This window comes from Kitasatospora sp. NPDC056181 (genome assembly GCF_042266225.1).
GTDB lineage: Bacteria > Actinomycetota > Actinomycetes > Streptomycetales > Streptomycetaceae > Kitasatospora.
The window spans coordinates 1-25,297 of the sequence record NZ_JBHJUK010000130.1; the positions used below are offsets into that span (position 1 = coordinate 1).

Genomic DNA, 25,297 nt, shown 5'->3' on the forward strand with positions numbered 1-25,297 from the left:
TTTGTGTTCGCGTTCTAGTACGCTGGCGTCCACTAGGGCACAGACCAGCGAGTGAAGGACAGAATCCATGCCCCGCATCGAGAAGCCGGTGCCCGCGTTCATGCAGGTCACCGCACATTTCAGGCGTCAGATCCAGGACGGCATCCTGTCCGAGGGGCAGCAGCTGCCCACCGTGGCGGAAATCGAGCGAGAGTGGGGGATCGCGCGCGCGACCGCCGCGAAGGCGATCGCCCAGCTGCAGGTTGAGGGCTTGATCTACACCAGCCCGCGCGGGTCCTTCGTGGCCGGCCTCGGGGCCAAGACCACCTCACCGAAGGATCGGCTCGACCGCTACCGGCGGACCGGGACGCTCGACGCAAACGGCGAGCACCACCGGGTCACCGCTGCTGAGCTGATCGTCGCCCCGCCCTACGTCGCGGAACTCTTCGGCCTGGAGCCAGGCGCACAGGTGATCCGCCGGGAGTTCGTGACCATCGAGGAGAAGTCCCTCCGGGCCCTCACAGTCACCTGGCACGACGGCGCCCTGGCCGAGGAGGTGCCGGAGCTGCTGGCCACCACCAACAGCAGCATCGGGACCAGGATCGCGGGCCTGGAGCGGGCGGCAGGCCGGATCACCCACGGCGAGGACTTCATGCACTCCCGTGGGAGCGACGCGCGCGAGTCGAGCGCGCTCGGACTCCCCAACGGAACCGGGATCGGCGCCATGGCCTGGCTTTGGACCACCCAGAAAGACGGCGAAACCGTCCTCGTTGAGTACGGAGAGGCATGCATCCCGCCTCGACACACCCTGTCGTACTCGTACAGCGTCCCCGAGGAGAGTTCCTGATGACCCCGCTGACGGACGAGCTGGAGGCCCTCCGGGAGGAGTTCCGCACCGACATGTGGACTCCGTCCGCCGGAGAGATCACGGCTGCGGCCTGCATCGCCGCCCTTCCCGAGCTCACCGCCATCACCATCCGGAACGCTCTGCAGCCCGCTCGGCTGACGCGCAGTCGCCTGGTGATCGCCTACGAGAAGGTCGCCTCGGTGATGTCGCTTCCGGCGATCCATGAGGAACCGGACTCCCGGGATCACCTGCTCTACACCGCGAGGGACGTGGCGCGCGAGATAGCCGCCGCGTAGATCCCGCACCACGGGATCCTGCTCCGAGACCTTGAGACCTCACCCCGGATTCAAGGCAGGATGAGCCCAGAAATGACGGAAGCCCACCCCCTGGCAGGGGCGGGCTTCCAGAAGTCGCCGAGCGCTTACTCGGCCAGACGAGCTCCCCGATCTACCAGGACGGAGGTGCGCTCCCCTTGAGCGTACGAGAAGTGCATCGCACTGCGCTACCTACCCCCCCGCCGCGCGCGGGTGACCTTCGGCCATTCCTGCTCGCCAGCGCACTCGGGTACGCCGAGCGCGGCATGGCGGTGCACCCGCTGCTGGTCGGCGGGAAGGAGCCGCGGTGGTCCGACTGGGAGCACCGAGCGACCCTCGACCCGGAGCTGATCACCCGGACCTGGTCGCGGGCGCCGTTCAACATCGGGGTGGCCTGCGGGCCGTCCCGTCTGGTCGTCGTCGACCTCGACGTGCCGCACCTGGACGATGAGCCGGACCCCGCACTGACGGGCCAGGAGATCGTCGACGGACGGTCGTCATTCTCCTCGCTGATCGCCCGGACCCCGGGCGCTTCGCCGGTCGACACCATGACGGTGGAGACCTGGAGCGGCGGCGAGCACCTGCTTTTCGCCGCGCCCGACGACGTCGAGGTCCGCTGCTCGGCCCGCACGGTGGGCCCGTGGATCGACACCCGAGCGGTCGGCGGGTACGTGGTCGGCATCGGCTCGCACATCGACGGCCGCCCGTACCGGCTGACCAGCAGCATCACCACCCCGGCACCTCTGCCCCGCTGGCTGCTGACCGTCCTCACCACTGCCCCTGAGCCAGCCAACAGCGGGGGCGCGGGGCGGGGGGCCGAGGTGGTCGCCCGGCTGCGGGCCGTGGCCCGGCAGGGCTCCCGGGAACAGCGGTGGGCGCGCGGGATCCTGGCCTCGGAGTGCGCGGAGCTCGCGGAGATGAAGCCGCAGACCGGCCGCAACGACCGGCTGAACAAGGCGGCGTACCGGGCCGGTCAGCTGGTGGCCGCCGGCCTTCTCGGGCAGACCGAGGCCGAGGACGCGCTGATCTCGACGGCGCGGGACTGTGGCGTCGGCAGCTCGGCGAAGCACCGGTACGCGCGCGAGATCGAGAAGACGGTCGCCTCCGGGATGCGGGCCGGCCTGGCCCGGCCGCGGTTCATGGACGCGCGCGCCCGCCAGCTCGGCGGTGCCGCGTGAGCAACGTGATCGAGATGCCGGTGCAGGTGGACGTCGTCGAGGCGTTCCGCCGCGAGCAGGCGAAGAAGGACAAGGCGGCCGAGTGGCTGGCCAACGCCTCCCCGGAGGAGGTGCGGGACTTCGAGGCGTTCCAGGCCCAGAAGGCCGAGCGGGAGCGCGCGGAGCAGGCCGCCAAGGAGTCGGCGGCACGGGAGGCGGAGGCCGCCCGGCAGGCTGCCGCGCAGAGCAGGGGCGGTCGGCAGGAGAGCCAGGCCGACCAGCTGATCCGGATGGCGGCCCAGCGCTACGAGTTCGGCAACAGCGAGGACGGCGACCAGTACGCGGTGCCGCGCGAGGGCTACGGCCCCCGGATCGCGCGTCTGCTGCGCGGCGGGCGGATCAGCCTGCGGGCGGAGCTGGCCCGGCTCTACTTCGAGTCGCAGGGCAAGGCGGCCTCCAGCTCGGCGCTGGCGGACGCGATGCTGGCGATCGAGGGCCACGCGCAGGCGACCGACCCGGTGCCGCTGTACCTGCGGGTCGCCCCGCTCGGCAAGCGGCCCGAGGACGGCTTCGTCCTGGACCTCGGGCGCTCCGACGGCCAGGTCGTCACCGTCACCCGGCACGGGTGGAAGGTGGGGCCGGCCTCGCCGGGTCAGCCGCTGTTCCGCCGCTCCCAGCTCACGCAGCCGCTGCCGATCCCTCAGCAGGGTGGTCGGCTGCAGGAGCTGCGCGGGCTGCTGAACGTGACGGACGAGTCGTGGCCGCTGCTGGTGTCCTGGCTGGTGGCTGGCCTGCTGCCGGGCATCCCGCACCAGGTGCTGTTCCTGTCCGGTGAGCAGGGCACCGCGAAGTCGACGGCGACGAAGATGTTGGTGAAGCTGATCGACCCGAGCGCGGCGCCGGCCCGCTCGACGCCGAAGGACGCCGACGACTGGGCGACGGCGGCGGTCGGCTCCTGGGTGGTCGGGCTGGACAACCTGAGCCGCATTCCGGAGTGGCTGTCGGACGCGATCTGCCGCGCCGCGACGGGTGACGCCAACGTGAAGCGGACCCTGTACTCCGACAGCGATGTGACCGTCCAGCAGTTCCGGCGGGTCGTGATCTTCAACGGGATCGACGTCGGCGCGCTTCGTGGCGACCTGGCGGACCGCATGATCCCGGTGCACCTGCACCGGATCACCAAGCGCCGCACGGAGACGGCGTTGTGGGAGGCGTACGACGAAGCCCAGCCGCGCATCCTGGGCGCGCTGCTCAACCTCGTGGTGAAGATGCTCGGGGCGCTCGCCAGCATCCGCGAGCAGGCCGACAACGAGGAGATCGAGCTGCCCCGCATGGCAGACCAGGGCCTGGTCATGGCCGCACTGGACAGCATCATCGGTGCCAGCAGCGGCATCCTGCGGAGCTACCTGGACGAGCGGCGCGAGCTCGCCGAAGAGGTGGTCGAGTCCGACCAGGTCGCCATGACGCTGATGCGGATGGTGAGGGAGGAGACGCCCGACGCCAATGGCGTCCACGAGTGGGAGGGCAGCACGCAGGAGCTGCTCGACAAGCTCAGCGGGATGCTGCCCGGGATGCTGCCGGAGTCGTGGCCCCGCACGCCGAACCACCTGTCGCGGCGGATCAACCGCGCCGCCTCCGACCTCGACAAACTCGGCGTCGACATCACCAGGGGCAAGGCGGGTTCGGTCCGCTGGACCAGGGTCCGCTACGTCCCGCGCGTCCAGGAGTCGCAGGCCCCGCCGCCCCCGCCGCCCGCCGTCCAGGGCCAGCTGGTCGAGTAGCCCGCCCCGCCCCGCCGAACCCGCCGTGCCCCAGGCACGCGCGGGTCTTCGGCATGCCCGGGGTCAGCGGCGGGCCTGCCGGTAGTGCTCCCACGCCTGGCGGAGCGTCTCGGCCGCCGGCGAATCGGCGTCCAGGCCGCGGTCGGCCTCCAGGTAGTCGAGGTAGACGTCGAGTACGTCCGGCCCGGCCGGCCACTCGGGATCGGCCGCGACGTCCCGGGCCAGATCGCCGATCGGCCCGCTGACCTGCGCGAACCGCTCCAGCCACGCCGCGAAATCGCCCACGGTTCCTCCTCCGCCCAGCCGACCCGGTGCCGGCCGCCGCAGCCTACCGCTCACCCCCGTCGGCCATCACGGAAAGTTACCGTCCGCCAGGGACGATAACTTCCGGATCCAGGGACGGTAACTCCAGATTTATCGTCCCTCAGGGACGATAACCGCGAAGTTACCGTCCCTGAGGGACGGTAAAACCGAGTTATCGTCCCTGGGTTGACCTCGAACGTGTCCGAAATGCCGGTTTCTAGGGACGCTAGGGACGATCCCGACCCCTCCTCCTCTGTTGAAGTGTCGAAGAAGAGAGAGAGATGCAGAGATGAGGGGGATGGGATCGTCCCTAGCGTCCCTAAACGATCTTGAACCCCGCCATGATCTACAGAACGTGACCAACCGTCGACCTGCAGCCGGGTGACCACCCCCGCCCGAGCCAGCGATCCCCCTGTTGGGTGGCTCAGAGAACCTCGACGAGCCCTCACCCCTCTTCTTGCGGGCGGGAGGAGGAGACAGAGGAGAAGGAGGGTCGTCGCTCGGCAGACCGGCGCCGACCGGCGAGGGGCGGGTGAGGGCCGGAAGGCGGGCGGGCCGCGCCCGGCGGCGGCCGGGAGGCCCCCCGGGGCCGAGCGGGCGGCGACGGTGAACGCGCGGGCCGCAGGGGGCGGTCAGTCGGGACGCCGGGCGCGAACGCGCCCGTCCGCTCCATGTCCCCTTCCCGGGGCCGCCGACGGGTGGCGCGGGAGGGGCGGCGGAGCGTCCGCCTTATCTACCATGATTGACCAGACCCAGCGGGCGTAGGAGGAGGGGCAATGGCGGGACAGGCGCAGTTCGTTGTGGCGATCGCCAGCGAGGACCTGAAGGTCCTCGACGACCTGGTCGGGGAGAACCTGAAGAAGGAGCGGAAGTGGCTGGAGAAGGCGAGGAAGGACGCCTACCTCACCGGCCTGCGCGGCAGCGAGCTCACGAAGGCCCGTCGCGAGATCCGGGCCCGCTTCGAGAAGCAGCGGGCGGCCGGCCGATTCCAGGGCACCCGCGATCTGGTCGTCGCCGCCGCGCTCACCCAGGAGCTGCAGCGCCGGGGCATGGACGGCCCGTACGATCCGATCCCGGCTGGCCACCACGGTCCCGGCCGCCGCTGGGGCACGGTCTCCAGCGGGGACCAGGGTGACGGCGGCTTCGACGCCCGGATGAGCGTGCGCCTGCCCGTGGCGCTCGCCGACCAGCTCCGGCGGGCCTGCTACTGGGCGAACCTGGACACCGAGGTCGCGCTGCAGGCATGGACCGACCGCTACGGCGACGGCCCTGACGTGATCCTGCGCCGGGCGGAGATCCGCAACGGCGGCGTGGTCACCGGCCTGGACTTCCTGGGTGCGGTCCTCTCCCGCCGGCCCATCCGGGAGGCCATCATCGAGCGCGACAAGCTCCGAGCGAAGATCGTCACCACCGGCATGATCCTGCGCACCGCAGTCCGGCGCGCCACCGGCACGGAGCCCGAACAGCTGGCGCTCGACCTGCAGGACGACAGGGCGGACTCCTGACCGCAGGCGATCGGCCCGGCGCGATGCAGGACGCCGGACATGCACAACCTATCTACCAAGAATGAGCGCCTCCCCGGGGCGATGCTCGGTTCCCTAGGCTGATCCCGCCCGCTTTCCTGCGGGCGGCAAAGCAGGCGGGGGAGCGGGCGCAGACGCTGCCGGAAACCGCCGCTGACCTGCAAGGGAGGCCGGTATGGAAGCGGCAGTGGCGGACTTCTCGGAGAAGGGGGGTGTGGGGAAGACGTCGACCGCATCTGGCTTGATCGCGGTAGCGGCCAAGCGCGGCATGAAGGTCGTCGGCGTCGACCTCGACCCCCGGCACACCCTCACCAAAGAGCTCGGGGCCACGGGCGCAGAGTTCAGCCTGAACGACCTGCTGTTCGTCGACCCCGAGGCGGACGAGCCGCCGGGCGACCCGGCGGTGCTCGTCCACCAGGCGCTCACCGCGGCCGGGGACCAGTGGCCGGCCAACGTTCGCGTTCTCGCCTCGGAGCGTCCGCTCGGCCGCCGGGAGACCGACCCCACGACGTTCGAGCTGCGGCTGCGCCGGGCGCTCGACGGCCTCGACGACGTCGACCTGGTCGTGATGGACGTCCCGCCCCGCGCCGGCGGCAAGCTCGCCTCGACTGCGCTGATCGCTGCCGACCGCGTGCTGATCCCCGCCACCCTCACCGCCGACGGGTACGACGGCGCACTGGAGGCGGTGAAGACGATCCGGCACATCGGCGCCCCCGGCGGCCTCAACCCGGGGCTGAGGATCTCCGGCATCGTCCGCAGCATCGTCCCCCGGGACCGCGACCGCCGGGAGATCCACGACCACTGGGACGGCACGCTGGCCCGCGATTTCGAGGGTCATCTCCTGCCGGTTCAGATCCACTCGTACGCCGTCCGCGAGGTCTGCCGAACCGCTTGTGCGCCCATCACCCTGGCGCCCGGCCGGGAGGCCCGCAAGCTGGAAGACGTCTACGGCCAGTTGCTCGACTCGATCCTGGGAGACCGCTCGTGACCTCGCAAATGATGAAGAACATCCGGCAGGGAGGCGCAGGCCAGCAGGGCCAGCAGCAGCTGGTGAAGGCGAAGGATCGTGATATCGACCCGGCGGACACCTCCGCGCTTACGCCCGGATCGGACGCCGGAAAGGCCAGCGAATCCGCCAGCGATAAATCCAGCGTAGATACTGGCAAGGCCGCCGGTGAAACCACCAGCGATAAGACTGGCAATCCTGCTGGCAGCACAACCGGCGGAAAAGACGGTGAATCCGCCAGCGCTTCCACAGGCGGGAATGCTGGCGCAAGGGCTGGCCGTCGGCTCGGCCGGCCCCGGGGGCCGGAGCGGGCGAAGCTGAGCGTGCGGATTCTCAAGGAGAACGACGACAAGCTCACCCGGGCCGTCGAGCAGACCGGCGAGAACCCGCAGGACCTCGTCGACCAGGCGCTCCGGCTCCTGTTCGCAAAGCTCAAGATCAGGGATGACAAGGCCAGCAAGAATACAGGCGAAAACGCCAGCAGTTGAGCAGGCAAAAAAGGGGGCGGGTCAGCAGGCATAAGAGCCTGCCGACCCGCCCCCTTTTTTGCCTTCGAGAAAGCATGCAACATCGACGGCTGATAAGCATGCAAATTCGCCAACATTGAAGCCAGCAATATAACTTGCGAAAGAGCCGTCATTTACGCCAGCGAAAAAGAAGGCGGCAACGCCAGTCGCAGGGTGGCCTTACACGCGTGAGGGCCACTTGTGTGTCGACCAATCTTGATAGATAGGCCGTGCCATAAAGTCGCAGGTCAGAGCATGTTTGGTAGTTGCGAGAGGGGCAAATCGGCCCTATCGTCGGTGGCATGCCGGCGGCGTCGTAGCCGCTGGGTTCCTTCGCATGTGAGGGCGCGGAAGCATGACCAATCAGAAGGCGGCTGCCAAGCAGAAGACGTACGGGCCGGTGCAGCTCCAGAACGCGCTGGGCATCAAGGCGTGGCAGTTCGAGCGGGCCCGCAGAGCGGGCGTGATCGGGCCTCCCGATGCGGATGATGGCCGCTGGTCGGAGGAGCTTCGTCTCGACGTGCTCGGCCGCTGGTCGGAGGTCGAGGCGTTGGGTTCGATGCCGGATGTCGGCGCGCGCTGGGCGGCCGAGATGCTCGGGCAGCGCTTCGGAATGGAGCTGGAGCCGAGCGTGCTGATCGAGCTGGCCCGCACCGACACCGTCCCGGAGGTCGGCGAGTACAAGGGCCACGCGCTGTACTGCGGTCGGACCCTGCAGACCTTCGACGACCGGGCGGCGGTCGAGCGGGCGGTCGAGGCCGGTCGGCTGCACACCCGCGCGCAAGCCGCCGGCTACCTGCGGTGCCGGGAGGCGGACTTCGAGCACCTGGTGCGGGCGGGCTGGGTGGAGCCGGTCACCTGGGTCCGCTCCGGCTGGCAGCGGCGCCGGGACTATCCGGCCGTGCCGCTCTTCCGGCGCGGCGACCTGGACGTGCTGCTCGCCCACCCCGGCATCGACTGGGAGGCGGTCCGGGCGACGCCCAAGGGCCGCCCCTCGCAGCTGGCCCGGCTCACCACCCGCACCGGCCAGGGGGGCGAGTGACGATGGCGACCAGGAGCACGCGCAGCCCGCGGCCGGCCCCGCTGCCCGGCACCGCCCAGCTGCGGCTGGTGACCGGCGACCCGGAGACCGAGCGGAAGATCCTCGACGCGTTGCGCGAGCACTTCACCGTCACCGAGCCCAGCCACTACGACGGAGGCCGCGCCTACCTCCAGCTCGACACTCGCCCGCCCTACGAACCGCCGCCGAGCGGCTGAGCGGGGCGGCCTGGACGGCCCCGGCGGAGGTCCTGACGCAGGTCCTGATGTGGCTCCTGACGTAGGTCCTGACGTAGGTCCTGACGTCGACCACCCCCCGCCCGGCGCGACCCGGCATCGTCGCAGGTCAGACCCCGCCACCAAGGTGCGGGAAATTCTGACATCCCTCTCCTGGGCCCTCTGCTTGCTGTTGGTGGTGGCTGGTTGGGCGGCGGATCGGTCAGCGGCGCCTGCGGCGGGCTCATCTCGGGTGGCGCCCGGCGCTGCCGGTCGTGGGCGGCCTGGCGGCCCGCTGGCGGGCGTACGCGGTCCGCTGGGCGATGCCCTGGGGGCGCTGGGCGTCTCAGTCCTGCGGCCCGGCCTGAGAGCCCGTCAGGGCCGCTGCAGGTCGCGGACGGCAGCGCCGGGCGCCACCACCAAGAACAGCCCCCGGCAGGGTGAGAACGCCTCGACGCCGCCCGGCCGACCACCACGCCACCAACCACCAGCAGCGGAAGGAGAAGGGCCAGGAGAGGGGTTGTCTGAATTTCCAGGGCCGCCGAGACCGGCCCTGAGCTGCGGGAACACGCGGGGCGGCCGTGAGGCGGCGGGCTGCCTACGGTGGTGTCTGCGGTGGAACCCGCGGTGGTGTCCCCGGTGGCGCCTGCGGTGGTAGCTACGTGCGACCGCGACCAGGCGCCGGCGACCGGCCAGGCGGGGCCGGAGTGACGCGCTGTCACCCGGTGCCCTGGCCTCGCGCGCGCACGTCGTGCGCGCGCATTGGCCTCCTGCCGGGGCCGTCCGTCCTGGTTGATGATGAAGATGAACATCACCCAGCGCGACGCCCGCCCCCGTCGGGGCCGGCGGAGGCCACCAAGGTTGGTGGCTCTCCTTGATGGTGCCGCCGGATTCCTTGGTGGCCAGGTCACGGGCCGGTCTCGATGCCTTGATGCCGCAGGTCAAAGCATTGGAGGGACCATCAAGGTGTCCCGGCGGAAACCTTGGTGGCGTCCCCGGTCAGCTCCGGGGCCCGGTCCACAGCGGCCGGCGGCCTGTCGGCGCGGCGGCCTCGACGGCGACGCCCTGGTCCTCGTCGTCGACCGGAGCGGGCTCGGCGGACAGCAGCGGCCAGGCCGGGCGGAGCGGCGCGGGCCGGTCGGCTGACGGATCGACAGGAACGGGGCCGGGGCTGAGCGGGCGGCGGGCGGGAGTCGTCATCCGACCATGATCCCCCGCAGTCTCGCCCGAATCGGTGAAAAGGGCTCTGAACTGGGGTGTTACATCTATACCTATAGATGTGTACGTTGGCTCCATGGATGCCACTTACACCCCGCGCCGGGACCGGCTCCGGCTCGTCTTGGTCCGCCGCGTCTCCACCGCCGGGCAAGCCGTCGACGGTTACGGCCTGCCCGCGCAGGAAGCCGACTGCCGACGCTGGAACACCACATCCCCGGAAGGCGGACACCGGATCGTCCACGTCGTCACCGACGGCGAGAAGAACGGCAAGACCGGCTCCAGCACGATCGACGAACGCGAGGGCCTGATGGAGGCCGTCCAGTGGATCGCGGAGGGCCGGGCCGACGGCATCCTCGCCCCGAACCTCGACCGGCTCGCCCGCGAGCTCACCGTCCAGGAAGCCGTCCTCGCCTACGTCTGGGCGCTAGGCGGCCGGGCCTTCACCGCCGACCACGGTGAGCACCTGGAGGACGACGAGACCGACCCCATGCGCACCGCCATGCGGCAGATGCGCGGCGTCTTCCACCAGCTCGACCGCGGCCTCATCCGCAAGCGCCTGCGAGAGGGCCGACAGACCAAGGGCGCGCTCGGCGGCTACGCCTACGGGGCTCCGCGCTACGGCCAGCAGGCCGTCGACGGCGACCTGGTCGACCTCGACGACGAGAGGGAGGTCGAGGACCTGGTGAAGGAGTGGCACGAGCAGGAAGGGCTCGGTGTGCGCGCGATCTGTCGCAGGCTCAACGACGCGGAGATCCCGGCGAAGCGCGGCGGGAAGTGGCACCCGACCACCGTGGCCCGGATGCTCGACGACAACGCGCGCGCCGCGAACAACGCGCGCTCCGCCGCCGACCGGGCCCGGCGGAAGGACGACGTACGCCGCACCCGCGCCGCCAAAATCCTCGGAGGCATCGGCTGACCGACGGTCAGCGGCCCAGGCTCGGACCGGACCGTCCTTGGCTCGGCGGCTCGTAGCGGCGGTTCTGCTCGGCGATCCTGCGAGCCTGGGCCTGCCGGGCCTGCTCGGCCGCGAGCTGGGTGGCCTCGGCCAGCTGGTAGGCGGTCCGCCCGACGCTCTCGATCGCCTGCCGCTGCGGGGAGAGCGCCGCGCGGGCGCGGGCCTCGGCGCGCAGGCCCTTCGCCCGGTGCTCCTGCTTCTCGGCGCTGGTGTGCTGGGTGTCTGCCTGGGTCTGCAGCCGCTTCGCCTCGTACTCGTCCTGCCGGGCGAGGTTGGCGGCGTAGGCGGGCAGGGCCTGGCGGTATTCGGTGAGGCGCTCGGTCAGCTCCTCGCCGTTCCCGGCCGGCCACCGCTGCAGCTTCAACCGGGTGGCGGCGGGCTCCATCAGCCGGCGGGCCTCGGCGACGGCGGGGTCCAGCAGGCGCCGGATCTCCCGCTGTCCCTCCTCGGCGGCGAGCCGCTGGGCCAGGGCCTGCGCGGCGGCCTCCTTCTGCTCGGCGCGGCTGGTGCCGTCGAGGCGCAGGGCCAGACGCCCGCGCCGGGCCTGCTCGGCGGCCTCGGCCTGCGCGGCGCGCGCCGTGCTCTGGTCCGCGTACGCCTGCTGGAGCAGCTGCTCCAGCCCCTGGACGTGCTCGACGGCCTGGGCGGCGACGTCCAGCCACGCGGCGACGTCGGCGGTGCGCTGCTGGCCGGGCGCGTCCGGGGTGCCGAGCACCCGGCGTGCCTCGTCCGCGCGGGCCTGCAGGTCCTCGGCGCGGGCGCGGGCGTTCTCTGCGGCCCGGTCGGCGGCCTCGGCCTTGGGCAGCAGCTCCTCGGTGGAGAGCTTGCCGAACCGGCGGTCGCGCCAGGCCGGGATGCGCGCTTCGAGGGCCGCGGCGAGGGCGGCCTCGATCTCCTCCTCGCTCGGGAGCTCCATCCCGGCCGCCGCGTCCGCGCGGTGGTCCTCGACCAGGCGGTCGATGTCGACCGGCGGCCGGAGGCGCTCGGCCTGCAGCCCGGCGGCGCGGCGGGCCTGCTCCTCGGCCTCGGCCGCCGCTGCGGCGTCGAGGTCCTCCCGCTCGGGCCGGGGCCGGTGCTGGACGGGCGGCGGCAGCGGCCGGGTGGTGTCGTCGGCCGGCCTCGGGTGGGGCAGCGCCGGGGCGCGCTCGGAGGTGAGCTCGTCGAGGACCAGGCGGTCGGGCTGGTCGCCTTCGAGGGCGCGCCCGTACGCCGCGACGGCCCGGCGCAGGCGCTCGTCCTCGGTGCGCGGCTCGCCCAGTCGCAGGCGGGTCGGCTCGTCCTCCAGCAGCATCGTCGGCAGCCACAGGTGGCTGGCCTCGCGGGCCCGGGAGAGCGCCGGGTAGAGGCTGTAGGCGTCCGCGCCCATCCCGTAGACCAGGGCGATGTCGGCGGTCAGGCCCTGGGCTGCGGCGATGGTCATCGCGTAGCCGTGGGAGAGCGCGCCGGCGGCGATCTGGTCGGGCGTGATCCATGCCTGCTGCAGGCGGTGGCCGTCCGGGCCGGAGCGCCGCCACTCGACCAGGGCGCGGCCCTGTTCGTCGAGCTCGCGGACCACGCCCCGGAAGCCGTTCAGCACGTCCGGCTGGGAGTCGTCGCGCCGGGAGCGGTAGTCGTTCTTGCGGACCCGGACCTGGTCCCCGGCCGCGAGCTCCAGCGTCCGGCCGCCGGCCTGCCGGTAGGTGCGGGCGTCGGTGAGCTCGCCGCGCTCCTGCAGCAGGCGGCGGGCGGCGGCGTTCAGCAGCTCGGTGTCGGCGTTGGTGGCGGCGAGGACGACCAGGCGCTCGGTGAGCTCGTGCGGGTCGGCCTCCCAGCGGCGGCGCTGGTCGAGCCAGGCGGTGAGCATGCCGGTGTGGGCCTGCTCGGCGGTGTCGGCCGCGTGGACGTGGCCGGCCTCGGCCCACGCGGCGAGCGCGCTGGTGCGGGCGCCCTCGCGCCAGACCTCCAGCGCGGCCCGTTCGGCGGCGTCGCGCTGGCGGCGGTTCTCGGTGAGCACCGCGCCGTCGACCAGGGCGTGCGCGGCGGCGAATCCGCCTCCGACGCCGATCGCCCGCAGCTGCTGCGGGTCGCCGATCATCACGACCTTGGTGCCGGTGGTGCCCGCCCGTCGCAGCAGCTCGGCGACCGCCCGGTCGTCGACCATCGCGCCCTCGTCGATGACCAGGACGTCGACCTGGTCGAGGCCGGGCCCGGGGTGGTCGGCCCGCAGCCACCCGGCGATGGTGGAGGACTCGATCCCGGCCTCGGTGGCGAGGTTCGCGGCGGCGACGGCGGCGGTGGCCGCGCCGCACACCCGCAGGCCCGCCGCCTCCCAGCCGACCCGGGCGGCCTCCATCAGCGTGGTCTTGCCCGCGCCGGCGACCCCGATGACGACGTCCAGGCCGTGACCGGCGGTCAGCAGCCGCTCGACGGCCGCGCGCTGCTGGTCGCTGAGCCTAAATCCGCGGCTCGCCTCGACGGTGGACAGCGCGAGCTCGGCGGCGGCCGGGGTGATGCGGGCCGCGCCCTCGCCGAGCCGGGCGGCGGCGGTCTCGGTGATGGCCTGCTCGGCCGCCAAGATCGAGGTGTGGGTGAACCGTGCCGCGTTGGACATGTGGTCGGCGCCCTGGTCCGGCAGGCGCACGGCGTGGCCCTCGACCGCGAGCACCTGGTCGGTGAGCTGCTCGGCCTGCTCGGCGCTCGCCAGGCCGCGCGGGCAGGCGTCGATCACCGCCGCGAGGACGGCGGCGCGGCTGACGACCTTGGTGGACTCGACCAGGCCGCCGTCCTCGCGCCAGATCCACGCGGCGATCCGCTCGGGCGAGGGCAGCTGGGGGCCGTCGGGTCCGGCCGGGCCGGTCGGCGCGCCGCCGGGGCCGTTCCAGCCGGGCGTGGCGGCGCGAACCATCGCGGCGACATCGAGCGGGCGGCCGTCGACCTCGACCCGGCGGGCGCGCTGTAGCCAGTCGGCGCGCTCGCTCGTCTGGTCGCTCTTGCGCTCGGCGAGCTGCTGCGCGACCAGCTTCTGCTCGCGGGCGGTCATGCCCTCGGTGACCGCGTCGGCGATCTGCAGGTGCCTGCGGGAGAACGCGGTCCGCAGCTCCTGGGGGATGCCGACGACCTCCCACGCGCCGGTCTCCGGCGAGCGTTCCCAGCGGATCCCGAACCGGGCTGCGGTGAGCTCGCGCAGTCGCGCCTTCACCAGCGCGTCGGCGGCCAGCGCGTGGCGGTGGGCGTCGCGTCCGCCGGCGCCGGGCGCGCGCCATTTCCCGTCGTCGATCGTGCGGGCCATGTTGGCGAAGGTGATGTGGACGTGCAGGTGCGGGTCGCCCGGTCCGGCGCCGACCGGCCGGGCGGAGCGGTGGGTGGTCATCCAGCCGAGCAGGCCGGAGGAGTCGGCCCGTTCGGCGCGCTTCCCGTCGCCGTGGTGGCCGCGCATCGTGTAGCCGATCCAGTCCTCGTACGCGCCGAACGTGTCGCGGCAGGCGTCGAGGAAGGTGTCCTCCAGCGCGGCGGCCAGGACGTCGTCGGCGACGCCGACCAGCGAGCTGTACGACTTCGGCAGATCGAGGGTGAGGTCGTGCCCGGCGTTGCGCACGGACACCCGGTCGTCGCGGTGCTTGCGGGCGAGGGCGAGCTCGTCGGCGTCGTAGAGCGCGGCGACGTCGAGGCCGGCCGCTGCGGCGATGTCCTCGACCGCGTCGACCGGCACGCGGTGCGCGTCGCCCTCCTTCTTCACCTGGCGGGCGATGCGGGCGAGCCGGTCGGTGAGCTTGTCGTCGTCGAGCAGCTGGTCGACGTCGACCCCGGCCCGCTCGGCGGCGGCGGTGACGGCGTCGAGCAGCACCGCGCCGGAGAGCTTGGCGCGCGGGTCGACCTCGACCTTGACCCGGACCAGCTGCTGGCCGGTGTTCGGGTCGGTGCCGGCCATCAGCGCGCGGGCGGCGTCCTTGTCGACGACGTCTCCGGCGACCAGGCCGACTTCGGCGAGGCCGGAGCCGATCCATTCGAGGTCGCGGGGCTGGGCCATGCGGTACTCGACCTGGTGGTCGAGATCGCAGCCGCAGTCCTCGGCGAGGCGGTACTCCACCTGGGCCGGATCGGCGCCGAGCGTCGTCACCCACGCCAACCCTGGTCACCCCCCGGCGGCGGCCCGCCCATGATCACGTATCGAAGATACCTTGGTGCTTTTGCTGTATTTGATCATTGGTGATGGTGGTCGTCAATGATGTTGTTGTTGTCGTGGTGTTGATCTGTGTCGTGGATTTCGTGGTTCGTGGTCTGGGTTTTGGCTTGGTGTCGTGCTGATTGCTGGTCATGTGGCTGGTGGATCTGATGGCTGGCGTGGCGTCGATCAGGAGGTGCCGGCGGTCCGGGTCGGTGACAGCTCTTGCATCTCTGCGCGGCGGGCCGAGCGGTGCGGCGCGGGGTGCTTCCCGGCGCGTACGGAGACCGGCCGTCAGCGCGTCGGATGCGCGCCGGGGAGTGCTCCGCCGGGCCTGGGTCCAGGGCGCGGCAAGCGGCCCTGGCACCACAGGCGGCACCATGGCGTTCAGTCTTGGTAGATAGGCCGAACACGCGGCGAGCCCCCCGGCGGTCGTGCTGCCGGGGGGCTCGGTCGGGTCGTTCGGGTGGTCAGTCGTCGAGTGCGCGGCGGGCTCGGGCGGCGTCGTGGAGGTCGCCGACGTGGAGCTCCTGGAGCTCGATCTTGCGCTCGTAGTAGGCGCGGGCGTCGTCGCCGCTGATGCCGAGCGCAGCGCCGATCTCGTCCCAGCTGGAGCCCTGCTCGCGGGCGTCGCGCATCACGAACCAGCGGCGGCCGGTCAGCAGGGTGACGAGTTCGGCGTTGGCGGCGAGCGCGTGCAGCGGGGTGGAGTCGGCGACCTCCGCGATGGCGCCCGCGGCGATGCGGCGGGTGTTCTCGGGGTCGTCGGTGGTGTCGGCCTTGTCGAGGGTGTCCTGCCAGAGGCTGCGGGTGTGCTCGCGGTGCCAGAGGGCCAGGAGCGCCTTCTCGTCGCCGGCGACGGCGCGGACGGCGTCGGCCGGGCTGGTCGCGGGGGTGGTGTCGCTCACGGGTTCGCTCTCCTTGGAACGGTGCCGGGGGCCGCGTCGAGGCGGCCCCCGGTGTCCATCTTGGTGGACGGGTGGGTGGTGCCGGGTCGTGCTGCTCAGATCCAGGGGGAGATGGCGTCGCGGATGTCGCTGGCGACGGCGTACAGGTTGTCGGCGGTGAGCCGGACGTCGAAGTCGTACGGGTCGCCGCCCGCCGCATCGTGCGCCCGCCACACGGATTCCGAGGCGGCGTCGAAGATGTCGGCGAAGGCGTCGGCGACGTGGCTGTCCTTGATGGCCTGCACGACGTCCTCGTGGTCGGCGCCGCCCTTGCGGATGGCGTCGGCGAGCAGGCGCAGGGCGGCGGTGGCGGCCGGGGCGAGGTGCTGCAGCTCGCCGCCGAGTGCGGTCTCGGCGGCTCCGTGCTGAACGACGGTGCCGACGACCGGGCGGTCCGGGAGGTTCGTGTGCTCGGCCATGGTCGTGGTCCTCTCGGTCAGTGCTGCTGCGGGTTGAGTGCGGTGCGGATGCTGAGGACGGACCGGTCGGGGCCGGCGGTCATCAGACGGCGGCGGTGATGACGGCGGCGACCAGGAGCCAGAAGACGTGGAAGCTCTGGTCGAGGCTGTAGGCGCCGGTGCCCAGGGTCGGCGCGTAACCGCCCTCCGCGGTGGTCGGGTGCGCCGGGTGGGCCGGGGTCCCGAGCGAGTAGAACTCGGTCTTGTCCGTGACCTTGGCGAGCCAGGCGAGGGTGGATCGGCGGTCCGCCCACCAGTGCGTTCCGGCGTCGACGGCCAGGGCGAGGATGGTGCCGAGCGCGGTGACCTGCAGGTCGAGCAGCAGCACGACGGGGACCAGCAGCGCGAGCTTCGTGGCGGTCAGGGTGGCGACGTGCTTGGAGCAGGCCCAGCGGCCGGTCCAGCCGGGCTTGCCCTTCTCGGCGGCCTGGCAGGACGTCTGCACCCAGTGGTCACCGACCTGGTGGGCGGTGTAGAGGACGACGAACACGGCGGCCATGGTGGCGGCGTCGTTGGGGGTCATGATGGTGGTGCTCCTGTCTGGGAGTGAGGGGCGGCCGGACTTCTTCGCGGGATGACGGCCGCCCCTGCTGGGTGTGGGGTCAGGAGTGCTTCGGGCGCCGGGGGCCGCCGTTGACCGCCCAGTCCTCGAAGCCGCCGGGCACCTTGGCGAGCAGCGCCTCACGGCGGTACTGGGCGGTGGAGCGGGGCGCGTCCATCGCCAGCGCGAGGTGTCCGACCGAGCCGCCGAGCTCGGCGTGGCGGCGGATCGCGGCGTTGCGGATGCCCTCCAGGCGCGGGATCAGCCGGTGGTCGAGGTGCCCGACCACGGTCGCCATCTGCGCGGCGGTGGCCGGGCCGGTCTCGGCACCGAGGGGGCCCCGGTAGCTCTCGCCGGTCCGCAGGAGCGACAGCCCCCACAGGGCGGTGTCGAACCAGTCCGCCAGGTCGAAGAAGTGGCCGAGAGCTGCGGCTTCGTCGCGGGACAGGCTGATGGTGACGTCCACGCCGCCCCCGTGCGCCTCACGCATCGTGATCATGGAATACCCCTCCCGGGTGTCTGCTGTACGGCTTTCCGTACGCCTCGACTGTACGGAGCGCCGTACAGTTTCCGCAAGCGTTTCAGCCTGCTTTTTCGCTGGCGAAAATGCTGTCTGTTTCGCTTGCTTGATCGCTAGCGGTATTGACGGCTATATCGCTGGCGTGTTTGCAGACGGTTTGACCTGCGGCTTTGCTGGCGTTTTCGCCTGCTTGTTCGGTGGCTTTGGAGCTGGCGCGTGTGCTGGCAGAGAGGGGAGCGGGCGGGCGCGTTCGCGCCCGGCACACCCGGGTGACCGCCCCTGCGGGCCGCGCGTTCACCGTCGCCGCCCGCTCGGCCCCGGGGGGCCTCCCGGCCGCCGCCGGGCGCGGCCCGCCCCCTGACGCACGTCACCCGCCCCGGCCGAGATGGCCGGGGCGGGTGAAGCGGCTCCTGTCCTCTGGTGCTGGTCGGACGGGGTCAGCTCACTGCACGATCATGCTGGCCGGGTGGCCGTTGTTCATGTGGTCCACGCACTCCGGGCAGTCCTCCCGCCAACCGAGGTGGGCGTGCACCGTGCGGCTGTCGTAGGCGTGCAGCCAGCACTGGCGGCACTCCCCACGGGGCGGGTTCTGGGCCTTCTGCTTCGACTCTCCGATGCTGAACACTGCAGTTCTCCTTCGGGTCAGTGGCCGCGTCTGCCTGGTGCAGGCGGCCACCCAATGCGGGGGGAGCGGGGCGGGGGTTCGGCGGCGTTGCCGTCAGCTGGTCTGCGGGGGCTTGGGCTGCTGGGTGAGGGCCCGCAGGGTGCGGTGCTGGCGGGCGTTCTCGGCGTCCTGGTAGCGGGCGGCGGCCATGGTCTGCTCGTGCTGGCGCTGGTTCTGGGCGTCGGAGTTCATGAGCTGGGCCAGGCCGGTCTGGTGGTGGCCGGCCGCGTTCTTCGACGCGAGGTTGACCGCGCCCTGGCCGACCTTGGCGATGTCGCTGACCGCGCGGGCGCCGGCCCCGGCGGCCCCGGCGACCTGGCCGACCGCGCCGACCGTGGCGGTGACGGTGCCGAGCGCGGCGTTGACCGTGCCGAGCACCGCGACCAGGCCACCGCCGCCGCCCTTCGTCCCGGGCTTGCCGCCCTTCGCGGCGGCGGCCTGCGCGGCCGCGATGCCGCCGCCCTTGGGCGCGGGGGCCTTCCCCTTGCCCTTGCCCTTCTTGTCGGACCCTGCGAAGACGCCGCCGACCGTGGTCGAGCCGGAGATCGTCCGGCCGTCCTGCAGGGCGATGGAGAACGCGCCCTTCGGGGCCTGGCGGATCGCGGCGGGCAGCAGCTGGTGGATCGCGGGGTGGGCGAACTCGTGGCCGCGCTTGCCGCAGCGCAGGGCGGCGGAGTCGAGCTGCAGGACGTGGCCCCGGCCGGGCTGGCCGCCGTCGCCGCAGACCTCGCAGACGATCGCGGCGCCGTCGACGACGAGCGGGCCGAACAGCTGGACCTCGTTGGACGGTCGGCCGATTCCGAGGATGCGCACGGGGGTCTCCTTCTCTCGATCAGGCGTTGTTGCGACCGCGGCGGCCGGTGACCTGGTTGACCAGGCTGACCGCGACGTTGGTGGTGACGTTCTGGACCATCCCGGCGCCCTCGCCGCCAGCGGGGCCGGCCTTCGCCCCGGCGTCGGAGGAGAGCACCGCCTTGAGCACCCACAGGCCGACCCCACCGCCGACCACGACCACGACCAGCGTCACCAGGAGCCGGATCAGCTCGCCGAGCGCGTGGACCAGGTGCTCCAGCGCCCCCGCCAGGAACTGCACGCCGAACGCCCCGGCGCCGAGGACCAGGGCGCCGATGGCGGCCCGGATCATCCACGGCGGGACCAGTGGGCCGCCCAGCGCGACCGGCGCCGGGACGGCGGCCGGGGCGAACGGGGCCGGGTACCCGGCGACCACCGGCTGCGCGAGGGGCTGCGCGGTCCCGGTGACGATCACCTGCTGCCCGGATGCGTCGGTGATCACGTACTGCTGCATCGGGACGGCGACCGGCTGGACCGGTACCGCGTACGGCTGCTGAACCGGGGTCGGGACGATCATCTGCGGCTGGTAGACGCTGCTCTGCGGGTTCATCTTCACTGCCCTCTTTGTCATGGTTTGTGGCCCGAGATGGGCCCGCGATGCGCTACGACGTTGCAGGTCAGAGGCACGATGGATGCCACGACGGGGGGATGGGGGCCGCGACGCCGTCGCGGGCTCGGGGCTCGGCGTCGCGGGCTGTCGCAGGCGCTGACCTGCGACGACGCGGGCCGTCGCGGCCCCCATCGCGGGGAAATTACGGGGCAATTCCGGCAGCGGCGCGGACGTCGTCGAGGAGGTAGCCGCGGTCCTTGCCGCCCGCCGACCACTCCTTCGAGGACAGCTCCCGGGGCTTGCGGGCCTCGGTCTCGGCGTCGGCCGCCAGCTGCGCGTCGATCACCTTCTTGAGCGCGGTGCCGGTCTTCGACGGGGTGTCCTGCTGCAGCGGGCCCCACTGCTCCGGGTCGGCGGCGACCAGGGCGGCGACCAGGGCGTCGCGGCCCATCCGGTCGGGGTTCCCGGCCTGCTCGAACGCGGCGAGCATCGCGGCGAGGATGCCGTGCACCCCGGCCGCCCGGCCCGCGACGATGATGCCGACGTCCTCGCCGATGCCGCCGGCCACCGACGACATGCCGGTCAGCCGGTACAGCTCCTCCTCGACCTGGTCGGCCTGGTCGCCGGGCAGGACCTTGGCGGCCTCCCGGATCGCGTACGCGACCTTGGCGAGCTGCTCGACCTCGCCCGCCTCGTCGTCGATGAAGAAGCTGCGGTTCTCCACGATGCCGATGTCCGGCGTCATGAGAATTCCCCGGCCGCGCTGCTCCAGCGGGATATCGGCTGCATTCGCGGTGCCCGACATTCCGCCACCGAGAATGTTGTTGGAGTGCTGCGCGGATTCGGTCTTCATCGCCCACTTGGAGGTGACGTTGGACCGCAGCCGGGAGGGAATGACCGCGACCTCCGGCATCTGGGTGGAGAGGACGAGAATCATTCCGGCCGCCGCGCCCTTGGAGGAGAGCAGGTTGAAGCTGCCGATGATGGCGTCCCGCAGGTCCTCGGGCTTGGTCTCGTCGTCGCCGCTCTCCAGCAGGAACAGCTTGATGGCGTCGATGTCGGTGTAGCTGGCGACCTCGTCGACGATGAACAGCTCCAGGCCGCCGAGCAGCTCCAGCAGATCGGGGGAGAGCTTCGCCTTTCCGAGCTTTCCGAGAATGTGCATCCGGCGCTTCATCTCGCCGACCATCACGCGGAGGAATTCCGCCAGACGCTTGGGGTCGCCCTTGACGAAGGTGTGCAGCATCGGCGCGAGCCGGTTGTATTCGCCGCTCTCCTTTCCGTCGAAAAAGCGCACCTTGATGCGGGTGTCGAAAAGGGCGCCCAGGACCAGGGACATGATGGCAATGCCCTTGCCCGCCCGGGTCATGCCGCCGATCAGGTACGAGCTGTCCTTGACCTTGATGCGGATGGCCTGCCCGCGCTTGGTGAAGGCGACCGGGATGCCGTCCTTCCAGGCGTCCAGGACGGCGCGGACTTCCAGCAGCGGGGAAGGCCGCGAGGTGGCGAACGGGTCGCGGTCGGCCACCCAGAAGGAGACGCGCCCGGCGGGGCCGGCCTGCTGGATATCGAGCTGGACCTGGTCGATGCCGAGGGCACCGGCGATCTCGACCAGGGCGGCGGCGCACTTCTTCGCCGTGACGCCGGCGGGCAGGTCGATGGTGGCGATCTCGGCGGTGACGTCGCCCGTCTTCTCCCGGCCGATCAGCCCAACCGGCCGGACCTCCTCATCCTTCTTGAGGATGCCGACCGCCCGCAGCGCGTTGGTCAGCCGCTCGTCGCTGAGCTCCTGGCGCTCCTGGGGGATGGTGTCGAGCAGGGTGAACGGGGCGGCCCCGGCCTGCTCTGCCTGCTCGCGCCGGGCCCGGTAGCCGGCCACGCCGCAGAGCCCGGCGACGGCGGTCATCATCGGACCGGCGACGATCCACTCGCCGATCGAGGCGGTGACCAGCATCGCGGTGACGTACAGGCCACCGCCGACCAGGCCGGTGATGGCGCGCTTGCTCTTGAAGCGCTCGCCGATCTTCGCCGAGCGGGCGTCGCGCAGGGTCTCGACCAGGCCGTCGTTCTTCGCCTTCTTCGCGTCCTTGATCGGGCGGACGTACTCCCCGGCGAAGAGGTAGTGGACGGCGTCGCCGCGCAGGGTCCAAGCGCCGTACATGGCGACCCAGGTGGCGCGGGCGGCGTAGACCGGGGTCCGCAGGCCGTGGAACTGGGTGCGGTTCCAGGCGATGGCGCGGGCCTGCAGCAGGGTGCGGCGGGCGGTCTCCGGGTCGGCGAACGCGGGCGGCAGGACGGCCCTGCGCTCCTGCTGCCACCAGCCGGTCGGCTCGTCGTCGTCCTCGTCGCGCTGGGACTCGATGAAGCCGACGACCGGCGCGGCGCCATCGAGCGTGGGCTCGGCAACGGTGCCGATGGTGGAGCTGGCGTGGCCGGACTCGGTGAGCTCGGCGGCCTCGCGCATCGCCCGCTCGATGTCGGCGAGGGACTCGGGGTCGAGGAACTTGCGGAGGTCGATGCGGTTGTCGGCGTCGTCCGGGCCGGACGCGGCGGGCCCGATCGGCTGGTCCGTCATGATGGTGCTCCCTCTGGGATCGCTGTGGTGGTGCCGGAGGCTGCGGGGCCGGCCGCGCTCTTGGTCGGGTTGAGACCGGCCCCGCGGTACTGCGTCGAGCTGGTGGATCAGGCGGCGGCGGTGAGGTCGTCCGCGCAGGGGGCGCACTCGCCGAGCCGGGTGGAGATCACGTACGGCCGCTCGGTGCGGCAGGTCGGGCAGGTCCGGCGGGCGCGCATCGCCGCCGCCAGGCCGCAGGCCCTGGCCGGGGTGAGCGGGCCGATCGGCACCGCCTCGTCGATCCGGTAGAGGTAGGCGACCCGGATGCCCCCGCAGTGGCGGGCCTTGCTGCTGCCCCACTCCAGCTGGCCGGCGACCTGCTGGCGGCGGGCGGGCCGCAAGCCCTTCGCCCGGAGCTGGTCGCGGGTGGCGAGGTGGTCGGGGGCGGTGCCCCAGGCCCACGTCGGCATCCCGCCGTGGCGCTCGCCGGTCGGGTCGAGGTGGCGCGGGGCGCTCACTTCTCGCCCCGCTCGTCCTTCACCGCGCGGGTAAGGCGGGAGATGTAGTCCGCCTCGCCCCCGCCGATCAGGTCGCGCACCGTGCGGTTCGAGATCGTCCGGCCGTTCTCACCGATCAGCGCGGCGTACTGGCGGACCTGCTCCAGGTGCTCCGCCGTGAGGGGCTTGCGGGCCCTCTCCTGGCGCCCCCCGAGGATGCCGCGCTTCCCTTTTCCCCCAAGGGTTTTTGCGGCCTCGGAGGGGGCCGGGGACGGCTTCTTCGGGGCGGTCCCGACCAGGGTGCCGCCGCCCGTCTCGCCGTCGTCTCCGGCGTCGCGCAGGACGTCGCCGAGCCAGGCGTCGAGCTCCTTGTAGACCGAGCGCTCCTCGCCCATGACGGACTCCAGCGCGCGCTCGGCACGGACGCGCCCGGCGTACGTGACGGCGGTGATGCCGAGCGGTGCGCGGTGGACGTCCTCCCACGCCTGGCGCCACGCGGTCTCCTCGTCGAGGGTGCCGAGCGGGTGGGCGGCGACGATCTGCTGGAACCTCTCCCAGACCGGCGGGAACTGCGCGGCGCGGCGGGCGTTGTGCTCGGCCTTGGCCTTCGCGTCGGCCTTCTCCTTCGCGGCGGCGGCCTTGTCGGCGGCGCGCTGCTCGCGGGTGCGGGTCTCGACGGCGGCCAGGCCGTCGAGCCACTCGGCGAGCTCCCACATCAGCGGACCGGCGAAGCTGGCGGCGGCGAGGGCGGCTCCGGCGATCGAGCCGTACTCCTGGGTGCCGTGCTGGTAGTTCACCCACGCGGCGAACCCGCTGAGTGCGGCGGTCAGGAGCCAGAACGGCACCTTGCTCATGCCCTTGCGACCGGCCCACGCGGTGCCGTAGACCGCGACCCACGCCGCGAGCTCCAGCACGATCGGCAGCGGGCCGAGCATCCAGGCCGTGCCGGTCTGGCCCTCCTTGTGGAGGCCGAGGAAATAGGTGAACTGGGCCGGGAGGGCGGACGCCATGCAGACGGCGACGAAGATCCGGACCAGGCGCTTGAAGTCGGTGCCGGACTCCGCCCGGCGCTCGGCGCGGGCCTGCTTGCGCTCGGTGCCGGAGTCCTTCGCCTGCTCGGCCTGCTCGGCGAGCTGCTGCTCGACCTTGGCCTGGGCAAGCTTCTCGCGCAGGGCCTTGGTGCCGGCGGCGGCCTTGCGGTCGGCGAGCTCGACCTTGGCGAGCTCGGCGTCGGCGGCGGCCTTCTTCTTCACCGCGTCGGCGGCGGCGCGGTCCTTGGCCGCGGCGGCCTCGCGCTCCTCCCAGGAGCGGTAGTCCTCGCTCACTGGCCGATCTCCTTCGCCTCGGTGTAGATGCCGGTCGGGGTGGCGCCGTACGGGTAGAAGCCGTTCGCCTCGACGTACCGCAGGCACTCGTCGCACGGCTGGTCGGCGGTGCAGCGCTCGGGCATGACGCCGAACCAGGCCAGGGCGTCGAGGGCGGCGAGGACGCCGAGGGTGATGACCAGGCCGGTGTGGTTCGGCAGGACCCGGACCGGGTCGACCACGCGGTCGAGGCCGACCACCGCGAGGGCGGCGACAGTCTTCACGGTCGAGTTGAGGAAGCCGAAGACGGTGTCGAGGAGGAGGGTGACGGTCCGTCGGGTGAGGGTCTTCACTTCTTGCCGCCCTTCCGGCCGGTGGCCGTGGTGGTCTTCGAGCTGGTGGAGGAGGAGAAGACGCGCAGGGCGCCCATGCCGAGGACGAGCGGGCTCAGGCCGTGCAAGGCGGCCTGCTGGAGGCTCGCGCCGTGGCGGTAGCCCTGGACGGCGATGGCGATGGAACCGAGGAGGATCAACAGGTCCCAGCCGGTGAACAGGCGGGCGGCGAGGCCCTTCATCGGGCACCCCCGACGGCCTCGGTCCGGCGGCCGCCGGCGGCCGGGACGGCGGCGAGCGCCTCCAGCGTCAGCACGACGGTGACGACCAGGACCAGGGCGAGGGTGTCGAGCAGGCTCAGCCGGATGCCGAGGATCAGCAGGCCCCCGCCGATCATCAGCAGGGTGCGGACCCGGGACCACAGCAGCGGGAGGACCGGCAGCAGCAGCGCGACCAGGCGCGGGTCGATCAGCGGGCGCTTCACGCCGCCACCGCCTTCCGGGCCTTCGACCGGCGGATGATGTCGCGGCCCCGGAGCGGGGTCGGCATCCGCCGCAGCAGCTGGCGGTAGTGGGCGATGTCCAGCTGGTCGACCTCGTTGTCCGCGTCGGCGGCGGCGACCAGGTCGTCGAGGAAGTCGGCCAGCGCGTCGCGGCACGCGGCCAGGTCCTCGGAGGTGTTGGGCTCGAAGGCCGGCGCAGGCTCGAAACCCGCGGCCTCGATGAAGTCGAACGCGCTGACAACGCGCTGACCGGCGACGATGATGTCCATGGGGGTCGTGCTCCTCTCGATGGAACGGCTCCCTTTAGCCCCGGCGGTGACGCGCCGGGGCTTCCCTTTTGGGCATGGCGAATAAGGCCCTTCTCGGGCCATCCCCAGTCCCTGCCGGGCTGTTCTGATAGATGAACATAGAGGCGTTCTAGTACACGCGCAAGCAGCCGCGCTAGAATTGGTTCACGTTCTAGTACGCGGCGCGCGACACGCCGACCCCCTGGCGCTTTTGTGTTCGCGTTCTAGTACGCTGGCGTCCACTAGGGCACAGACCAGCGAGTGAAGGACAGAATCCATGCCCCGCATCGAGAAGCCGGTGCCCG

General features: G+C 72.2%; 28 protein-coding genes. 10 read left to right on the plus strand and 18 right to left on the minus strand.

The window, feature by feature from the left end; genetic code table 11:
- Nucleotides 1-67 precede the first annotated feature (67 nt).
- The 4 genes from ACFC1F_RS34015 to ACFC1F_RS34030 all read left to right on the plus strand — a co-directional run bounded on the left by ACFC1F_RS34015 (nt 68) and on the right by ACFC1F_RS34030 (nt 4,078).
- The gene (locus ACFC1F_RS34015) at nt 68-826 is read left to right on the plus strand and encodes a GntR family transcriptional regulator (RefSeq protein WP_376164198.1); all 759 of its coding nucleotides are present in this window, start codon (nt 68-70) and stop codon (nt 824-826) included.
- Nucleotides 826-1,122 carry a hypothetical protein gene (locus ACFC1F_RS34020; protein ID WP_376164200.1) on the plus strand — a complete coding sequence of 99 codons (297 nt, stop codon included), beginning with the start codon at nt 826-828 and terminating at the stop codon, nt 1,120-1,122. Before ACFC1F_RS34015 ends, ACFC1F_RS34020 begins: the two co-directional genes overlap by 1 nt.
- 191 nt (nt 1,123-1,313) lie before the next feature.
- Entirely contained in the window at nt 1,314-2,318 is a 1,005-nt protein-coding gene (locus tag ACFC1F_RS34025) for a bifunctional DNA primase/polymerase (RefSeq protein WP_376164250.1), read from the plus strand.
- Nucleotides 2,315-4,078 carry an ATP-binding protein gene (locus ACFC1F_RS34030; protein WP_376164201.1) on the plus strand — a complete coding sequence of 588 codons (1,764 nt, stop codon included), beginning with the start codon at nt 2,315-2,317 and terminating at the stop codon, nt 4,076-4,078. Before ACFC1F_RS34025 ends, ACFC1F_RS34030 begins: the two co-directional genes overlap by 4 nt.
- Before the next feature lie 63 nt (nt 4,079-4,141).
- On the opposite strand, the gene ACFC1F_RS34035 is transcribed toward ACFC1F_RS34030, so the two are convergent.
- Entirely contained in the window at nt 4,142-4,363 is a 222-nt protein-coding gene (locus ACFC1F_RS34035) for a YozE family protein (protein ID WP_376164203.1), read from the minus strand.
- Nucleotides 4,364-5,157: 794 nt separating this feature from the next.
- On the opposite strand from ACFC1F_RS34035, the gene ACFC1F_RS34040 reads away from it, so the two are divergent.
- The 5 genes from ACFC1F_RS34040 to ACFC1F_RS34060 all read left to right on the plus strand — a co-directional run bounded on the left by ACFC1F_RS34040 (nt 5,158) and on the right by ACFC1F_RS34060 (nt 8,673).
- A complete protein-coding gene (locus ACFC1F_RS34040) occupies nt 5,158-5,886 on the plus strand; it encodes a hypothetical protein (protein ID WP_376164205.1) in 729 nt (242 codons plus the stop codon).
- A 193-nt stretch (nt 5,887-6,079) separates the two neighbouring features.
- Complete coding sequence (locus tag ACFC1F_RS34045) at nt 6,080-6,892, plus strand: ParA family protein (protein ID WP_376164207.1); 813 nt, start codon at nt 6,080-6,082, stop codon at nt 6,890-6,892.
- Entirely contained in the window at nt 6,889-7,398 is a 510-nt protein-coding gene (locus tag ACFC1F_RS34050) for a hypothetical protein (RefSeq protein WP_376164209.1), read from the plus strand. The genes ACFC1F_RS34045 and ACFC1F_RS34050 overlap by 4 nt, the downstream gene beginning before the upstream one ends.
- A 373-nt stretch (nt 7,399-7,771) precedes the next feature.
- Nucleotides 7,772-8,458: a hypothetical protein gene (locus tag ACFC1F_RS34055; RefSeq protein WP_376164211.1), complete on the plus strand. Its 687-nt coding sequence runs from the start codon at nt 7,772-7,774 to the stop codon at nt 8,456-8,458.
- Nucleotides 8,459-8,460: 2 nt separating this feature from the next.
- The gene (locus ACFC1F_RS34060; protein ID WP_376164213.1) at nt 8,461-8,673 is read left to right on the plus strand and encodes a hypothetical protein; all 213 of its coding nucleotides are present in this window, start codon (nt 8,461-8,463) and stop codon (nt 8,671-8,673) included.
- Between the two features lie 996 nt (nt 8,674-9,669).
- Here ACFC1F_RS34060 and ACFC1F_RS34065 read toward each other — a convergent pair.
- Nucleotides 9,670-9,870, minus strand: coding sequence for a hypothetical protein (locus tag ACFC1F_RS34065; protein ID WP_376164215.1), 201 nt, complete (start codon nt 9,868-9,870; stop codon nt 9,670-9,672).
- A 94-nt stretch (nt 9,871-9,964) separates the two neighbouring features.
- Between ACFC1F_RS34065 and ACFC1F_RS34070 the strand changes: the two genes are divergently transcribed.
- Entirely contained in the window at nt 9,965-10,804 is an 840-nt protein-coding gene (locus ACFC1F_RS34070) for a recombinase family protein (protein ID WP_376164217.1), read from the plus strand.
- 7 nt (nt 10,805-10,811) lie between these two features.
- Here the strand turns inward: ACFC1F_RS34070 and mobF are convergent, their stop codons facing one another.
- The 16 genes from mobF to ACFC1F_RS34150 form a co-directional block, all read right to left on the minus strand.
- Entirely contained in the window at nt 10,812-14,939 is a 4,128-nt protein-coding gene (gene mobF, locus ACFC1F_RS34075; protein WP_376164219.1) for a MobF family relaxase, read from the minus strand.
- A 43-nt stretch (nt 14,940-14,982) separates the two neighbouring features.
- Entirely contained in the window at nt 14,983-15,366 is a 384-nt protein-coding gene (locus ACFC1F_RS34080) for a hypothetical protein (protein ID WP_376164221.1), read from the minus strand.
- A gap of 88 nt (nt 15,367-15,454) precedes the next feature.
- Nucleotides 15,455-15,892 carry a hypothetical protein gene (locus ACFC1F_RS34085; RefSeq protein ID WP_376164223.1) on the minus strand — a complete coding sequence of 146 codons (438 nt, stop codon included), beginning with the start codon at nt 15,890-15,892 and terminating at the stop codon, nt 15,455-15,457.
- Nucleotides 15,893-15,987: 95 nt separating this feature from the next.
- On the minus strand, nt 15,988-16,350 hold the full coding sequence (locus tag ACFC1F_RS34090) for a hypothetical protein (RefSeq protein WP_376164225.1): 363 nt from the start codon (nt 16,348-16,350) through the stop codon (nt 15,988-15,990).
- 82 nt (nt 16,351-16,432) lie between these two features.
- Nucleotides 16,433-16,912, minus strand: coding sequence for a transcriptional regulator (locus tag ACFC1F_RS34095; protein WP_376164227.1), 480 nt, complete (start codon nt 16,910-16,912; stop codon nt 16,433-16,435).
- A gap of 79 nt (nt 16,913-16,991) precedes the next feature.
- Nucleotides 16,992-17,429, minus strand: a complete 438-nt coding sequence (locus ACFC1F_RS34100) for a hypothetical protein (RefSeq protein WP_376164229.1) — start codon at nt 17,427-17,429, stop codon at nt 16,992-16,994.
- 463 nt (nt 17,430-17,892) lie between these two features.
- Entirely contained in the window at nt 17,893-18,075 is a 183-nt protein-coding gene (locus ACFC1F_RS34105; RefSeq protein ID WP_376164231.1) for a pRL2-8, read from the minus strand.
- 93 nt (nt 18,076-18,168) lie between these two features.
- Complete coding sequence (locus ACFC1F_RS34110) at nt 18,169-18,927, minus strand: hypothetical protein (protein ID WP_376164233.1); 759 nt, start codon at nt 18,925-18,927, stop codon at nt 18,169-18,171.
- A 19-nt stretch (nt 18,928-18,946) separates the two neighbouring features.
- Nucleotides 18,947-19,516 (minus strand): hypothetical protein, encoded by a 570-nt coding sequence (locus ACFC1F_RS34115; RefSeq protein WP_376164235.1) that lies wholly within the window; start codon nt 19,514-19,516, stop codon nt 18,947-18,949.
- Nucleotides 19,517-19,718: 202 nt separating this feature from the next.
- A complete protein-coding gene (locus tag ACFC1F_RS34120; RefSeq protein ID WP_376164237.1) occupies nt 19,719-22,091 on the minus strand; it encodes an FtsK/SpoIIIE domain-containing protein in 2,373 nt (790 codons plus the stop codon).
- Between the two features lie 107 nt (nt 22,092-22,198).
- A complete protein-coding gene (locus ACFC1F_RS34125) occupies nt 22,199-22,588 on the minus strand; it encodes an RRQRL motif-containing zinc-binding protein (protein ID WP_376164239.1) in 390 nt (129 codons plus the stop codon).
- Complete coding sequence (locus tag ACFC1F_RS34130) at nt 22,585-23,892, minus strand: hypothetical protein (protein WP_376164241.1); 1,308 nt, start codon at nt 23,890-23,892, stop codon at nt 22,585-22,587. The genes ACFC1F_RS34125 and ACFC1F_RS34130 overlap by 4 nt, the downstream gene beginning before the upstream one ends.
- Nucleotides 23,889-24,224, minus strand: a complete 336-nt coding sequence (locus ACFC1F_RS34135; RefSeq protein WP_376164243.1) for a hypothetical protein — start codon at nt 24,222-24,224, stop codon at nt 23,889-23,891. Before ACFC1F_RS34135 ends, ACFC1F_RS34130 begins: the two co-directional genes overlap by 4 nt.
- The gene (locus ACFC1F_RS34140) at nt 24,221-24,445 is read right to left on the minus strand and encodes a hypothetical protein (RefSeq protein WP_376164244.1); all 225 of its coding nucleotides are present in this window, start codon (nt 24,443-24,445) and stop codon (nt 24,221-24,223) included. Before ACFC1F_RS34140 ends, ACFC1F_RS34135 begins: the two co-directional genes overlap by 4 nt.
- Nucleotides 24,442-24,687 (minus strand): hypothetical protein, encoded by a 246-nt coding sequence (locus ACFC1F_RS34145; protein ID WP_376164246.1) that lies wholly within the window; start codon nt 24,685-24,687, stop codon nt 24,442-24,444. The genes ACFC1F_RS34140 and ACFC1F_RS34145 overlap by 4 nt, the downstream gene beginning before the upstream one ends.
- Nucleotides 24,684-24,974, minus strand: coding sequence for a hypothetical protein (locus tag ACFC1F_RS34150; RefSeq protein WP_376164248.1), 291 nt, complete (start codon nt 24,972-24,974; stop codon nt 24,684-24,686). Before ACFC1F_RS34150 ends, ACFC1F_RS34145 begins: the two co-directional genes overlap by 4 nt.
- Nucleotides 24,975-25,297: the final 323 nt, after the last annotated feature.

Excerpts from the sequence above, each read along its gene's own strand:
- ACFC1F_RS34045 (WP_376164207.1), top strand. The coding sequence starts at position 6,080 with ATGGAAGCGGCAGTGGCGGACTTCTCGGAGAAGGGGGGTGTGGGGAAG.
- ACFC1F_RS34070 (WP_376164217.1), top strand. The coding sequence starts at position 9,965 with ATGGATGCCACTTACACCCCGCGCCGGGACCGGCTCCGGCTCGTCTTG.
- ACFC1F_RS34060 (WP_376164213.1), top strand. The coding sequence starts at position 8,461 with ATGGCGACCAGGAGCACGCGCAGCCCGCGGCCGGCCCCGCTGCCCGGC.
- ACFC1F_RS34055 (WP_376164211.1), top strand. The coding sequence starts at position 7,772 with ATGACCAATCAGAAGGCGGCTGCCAAGCAGAAGACGTACGGGCCGGTG.
- ACFC1F_RS34065 (WP_376164215.1), bottom strand. The coding sequence starts at position 9,870 with ATGACGACTCCCGCCCGCCGCCCGCTCAGCCCCGGCCCCGTTCCTGTC.
- ACFC1F_RS34150 (WP_376164248.1), bottom strand. The coding sequence starts at position 24,974 with ATGGACATCATCGTCGCCGGTCAGCGCGTTGTCAGCGCGTTCGACTTC.
- ACFC1F_RS34140 (WP_376164244.1), bottom strand. The coding sequence starts at position 24,445 with ATGAAGGGCCTCGCCGCCCGCCTGTTCACCGGCTGGGACCTGTTGATC.
- ACFC1F_RS34040 (WP_376164205.1), top strand. The coding sequence starts at position 5,158 with ATGGCGGGACAGGCGCAGTTCGTTGTGGCGATCGCCAGCGAGGACCTG.
- ACFC1F_RS34015 (WP_376164198.1), top strand. The coding sequence starts at position 68 with ATGCCCCGCATCGAGAAGCCGGTGCCCGCGTTCATGCAGGTCACCGCA.
- ACFC1F_RS34095 (WP_376164227.1), bottom strand. The coding sequence starts at position 16,912 with ATGACCCCCAACGACGCCGCCACCATGGCCGCCGTGTTCGTCGTCCTC.
- ACFC1F_RS34090 (WP_376164225.1), bottom strand. The coding sequence starts at position 16,350 with ATGGCCGAGCACACGAACCTCCCGGACCGCCCGGTCGTCGGCACCGTC.
- ACFC1F_RS34020 (WP_376164200.1), top strand. The coding sequence starts at position 826 with ATGACCCCGCTGACGGACGAGCTGGAGGCCCTCCGGGAGGAGTTCCGC.
- ACFC1F_RS34115 (WP_376164235.1), bottom strand. The coding sequence starts at position 19,516 with ATGAACCCGCAGAGCAGCGTCTACCAGCCGCAGATGATCGTCCCGACC.
- ACFC1F_RS34080 (WP_376164221.1), bottom strand. The coding sequence starts at position 15,366 with ATGGTGCCGCCTGTGGTGCCAGGGCCGCTTGCCGCGCCCTGGACCCAG.
- ACFC1F_RS34120 (WP_376164237.1), bottom strand. The coding sequence starts at position 22,091 with ATGACGGACCAGCCGATCGGGCCCGCCGCGTCCGGCCCGGACGACGCC.
- ACFC1F_RS34100 (WP_376164229.1), bottom strand. The coding sequence starts at position 17,429 with ATGATCACGATGCGTGAGGCGCACGGGGGCGGCGTGGACGTCACCATC.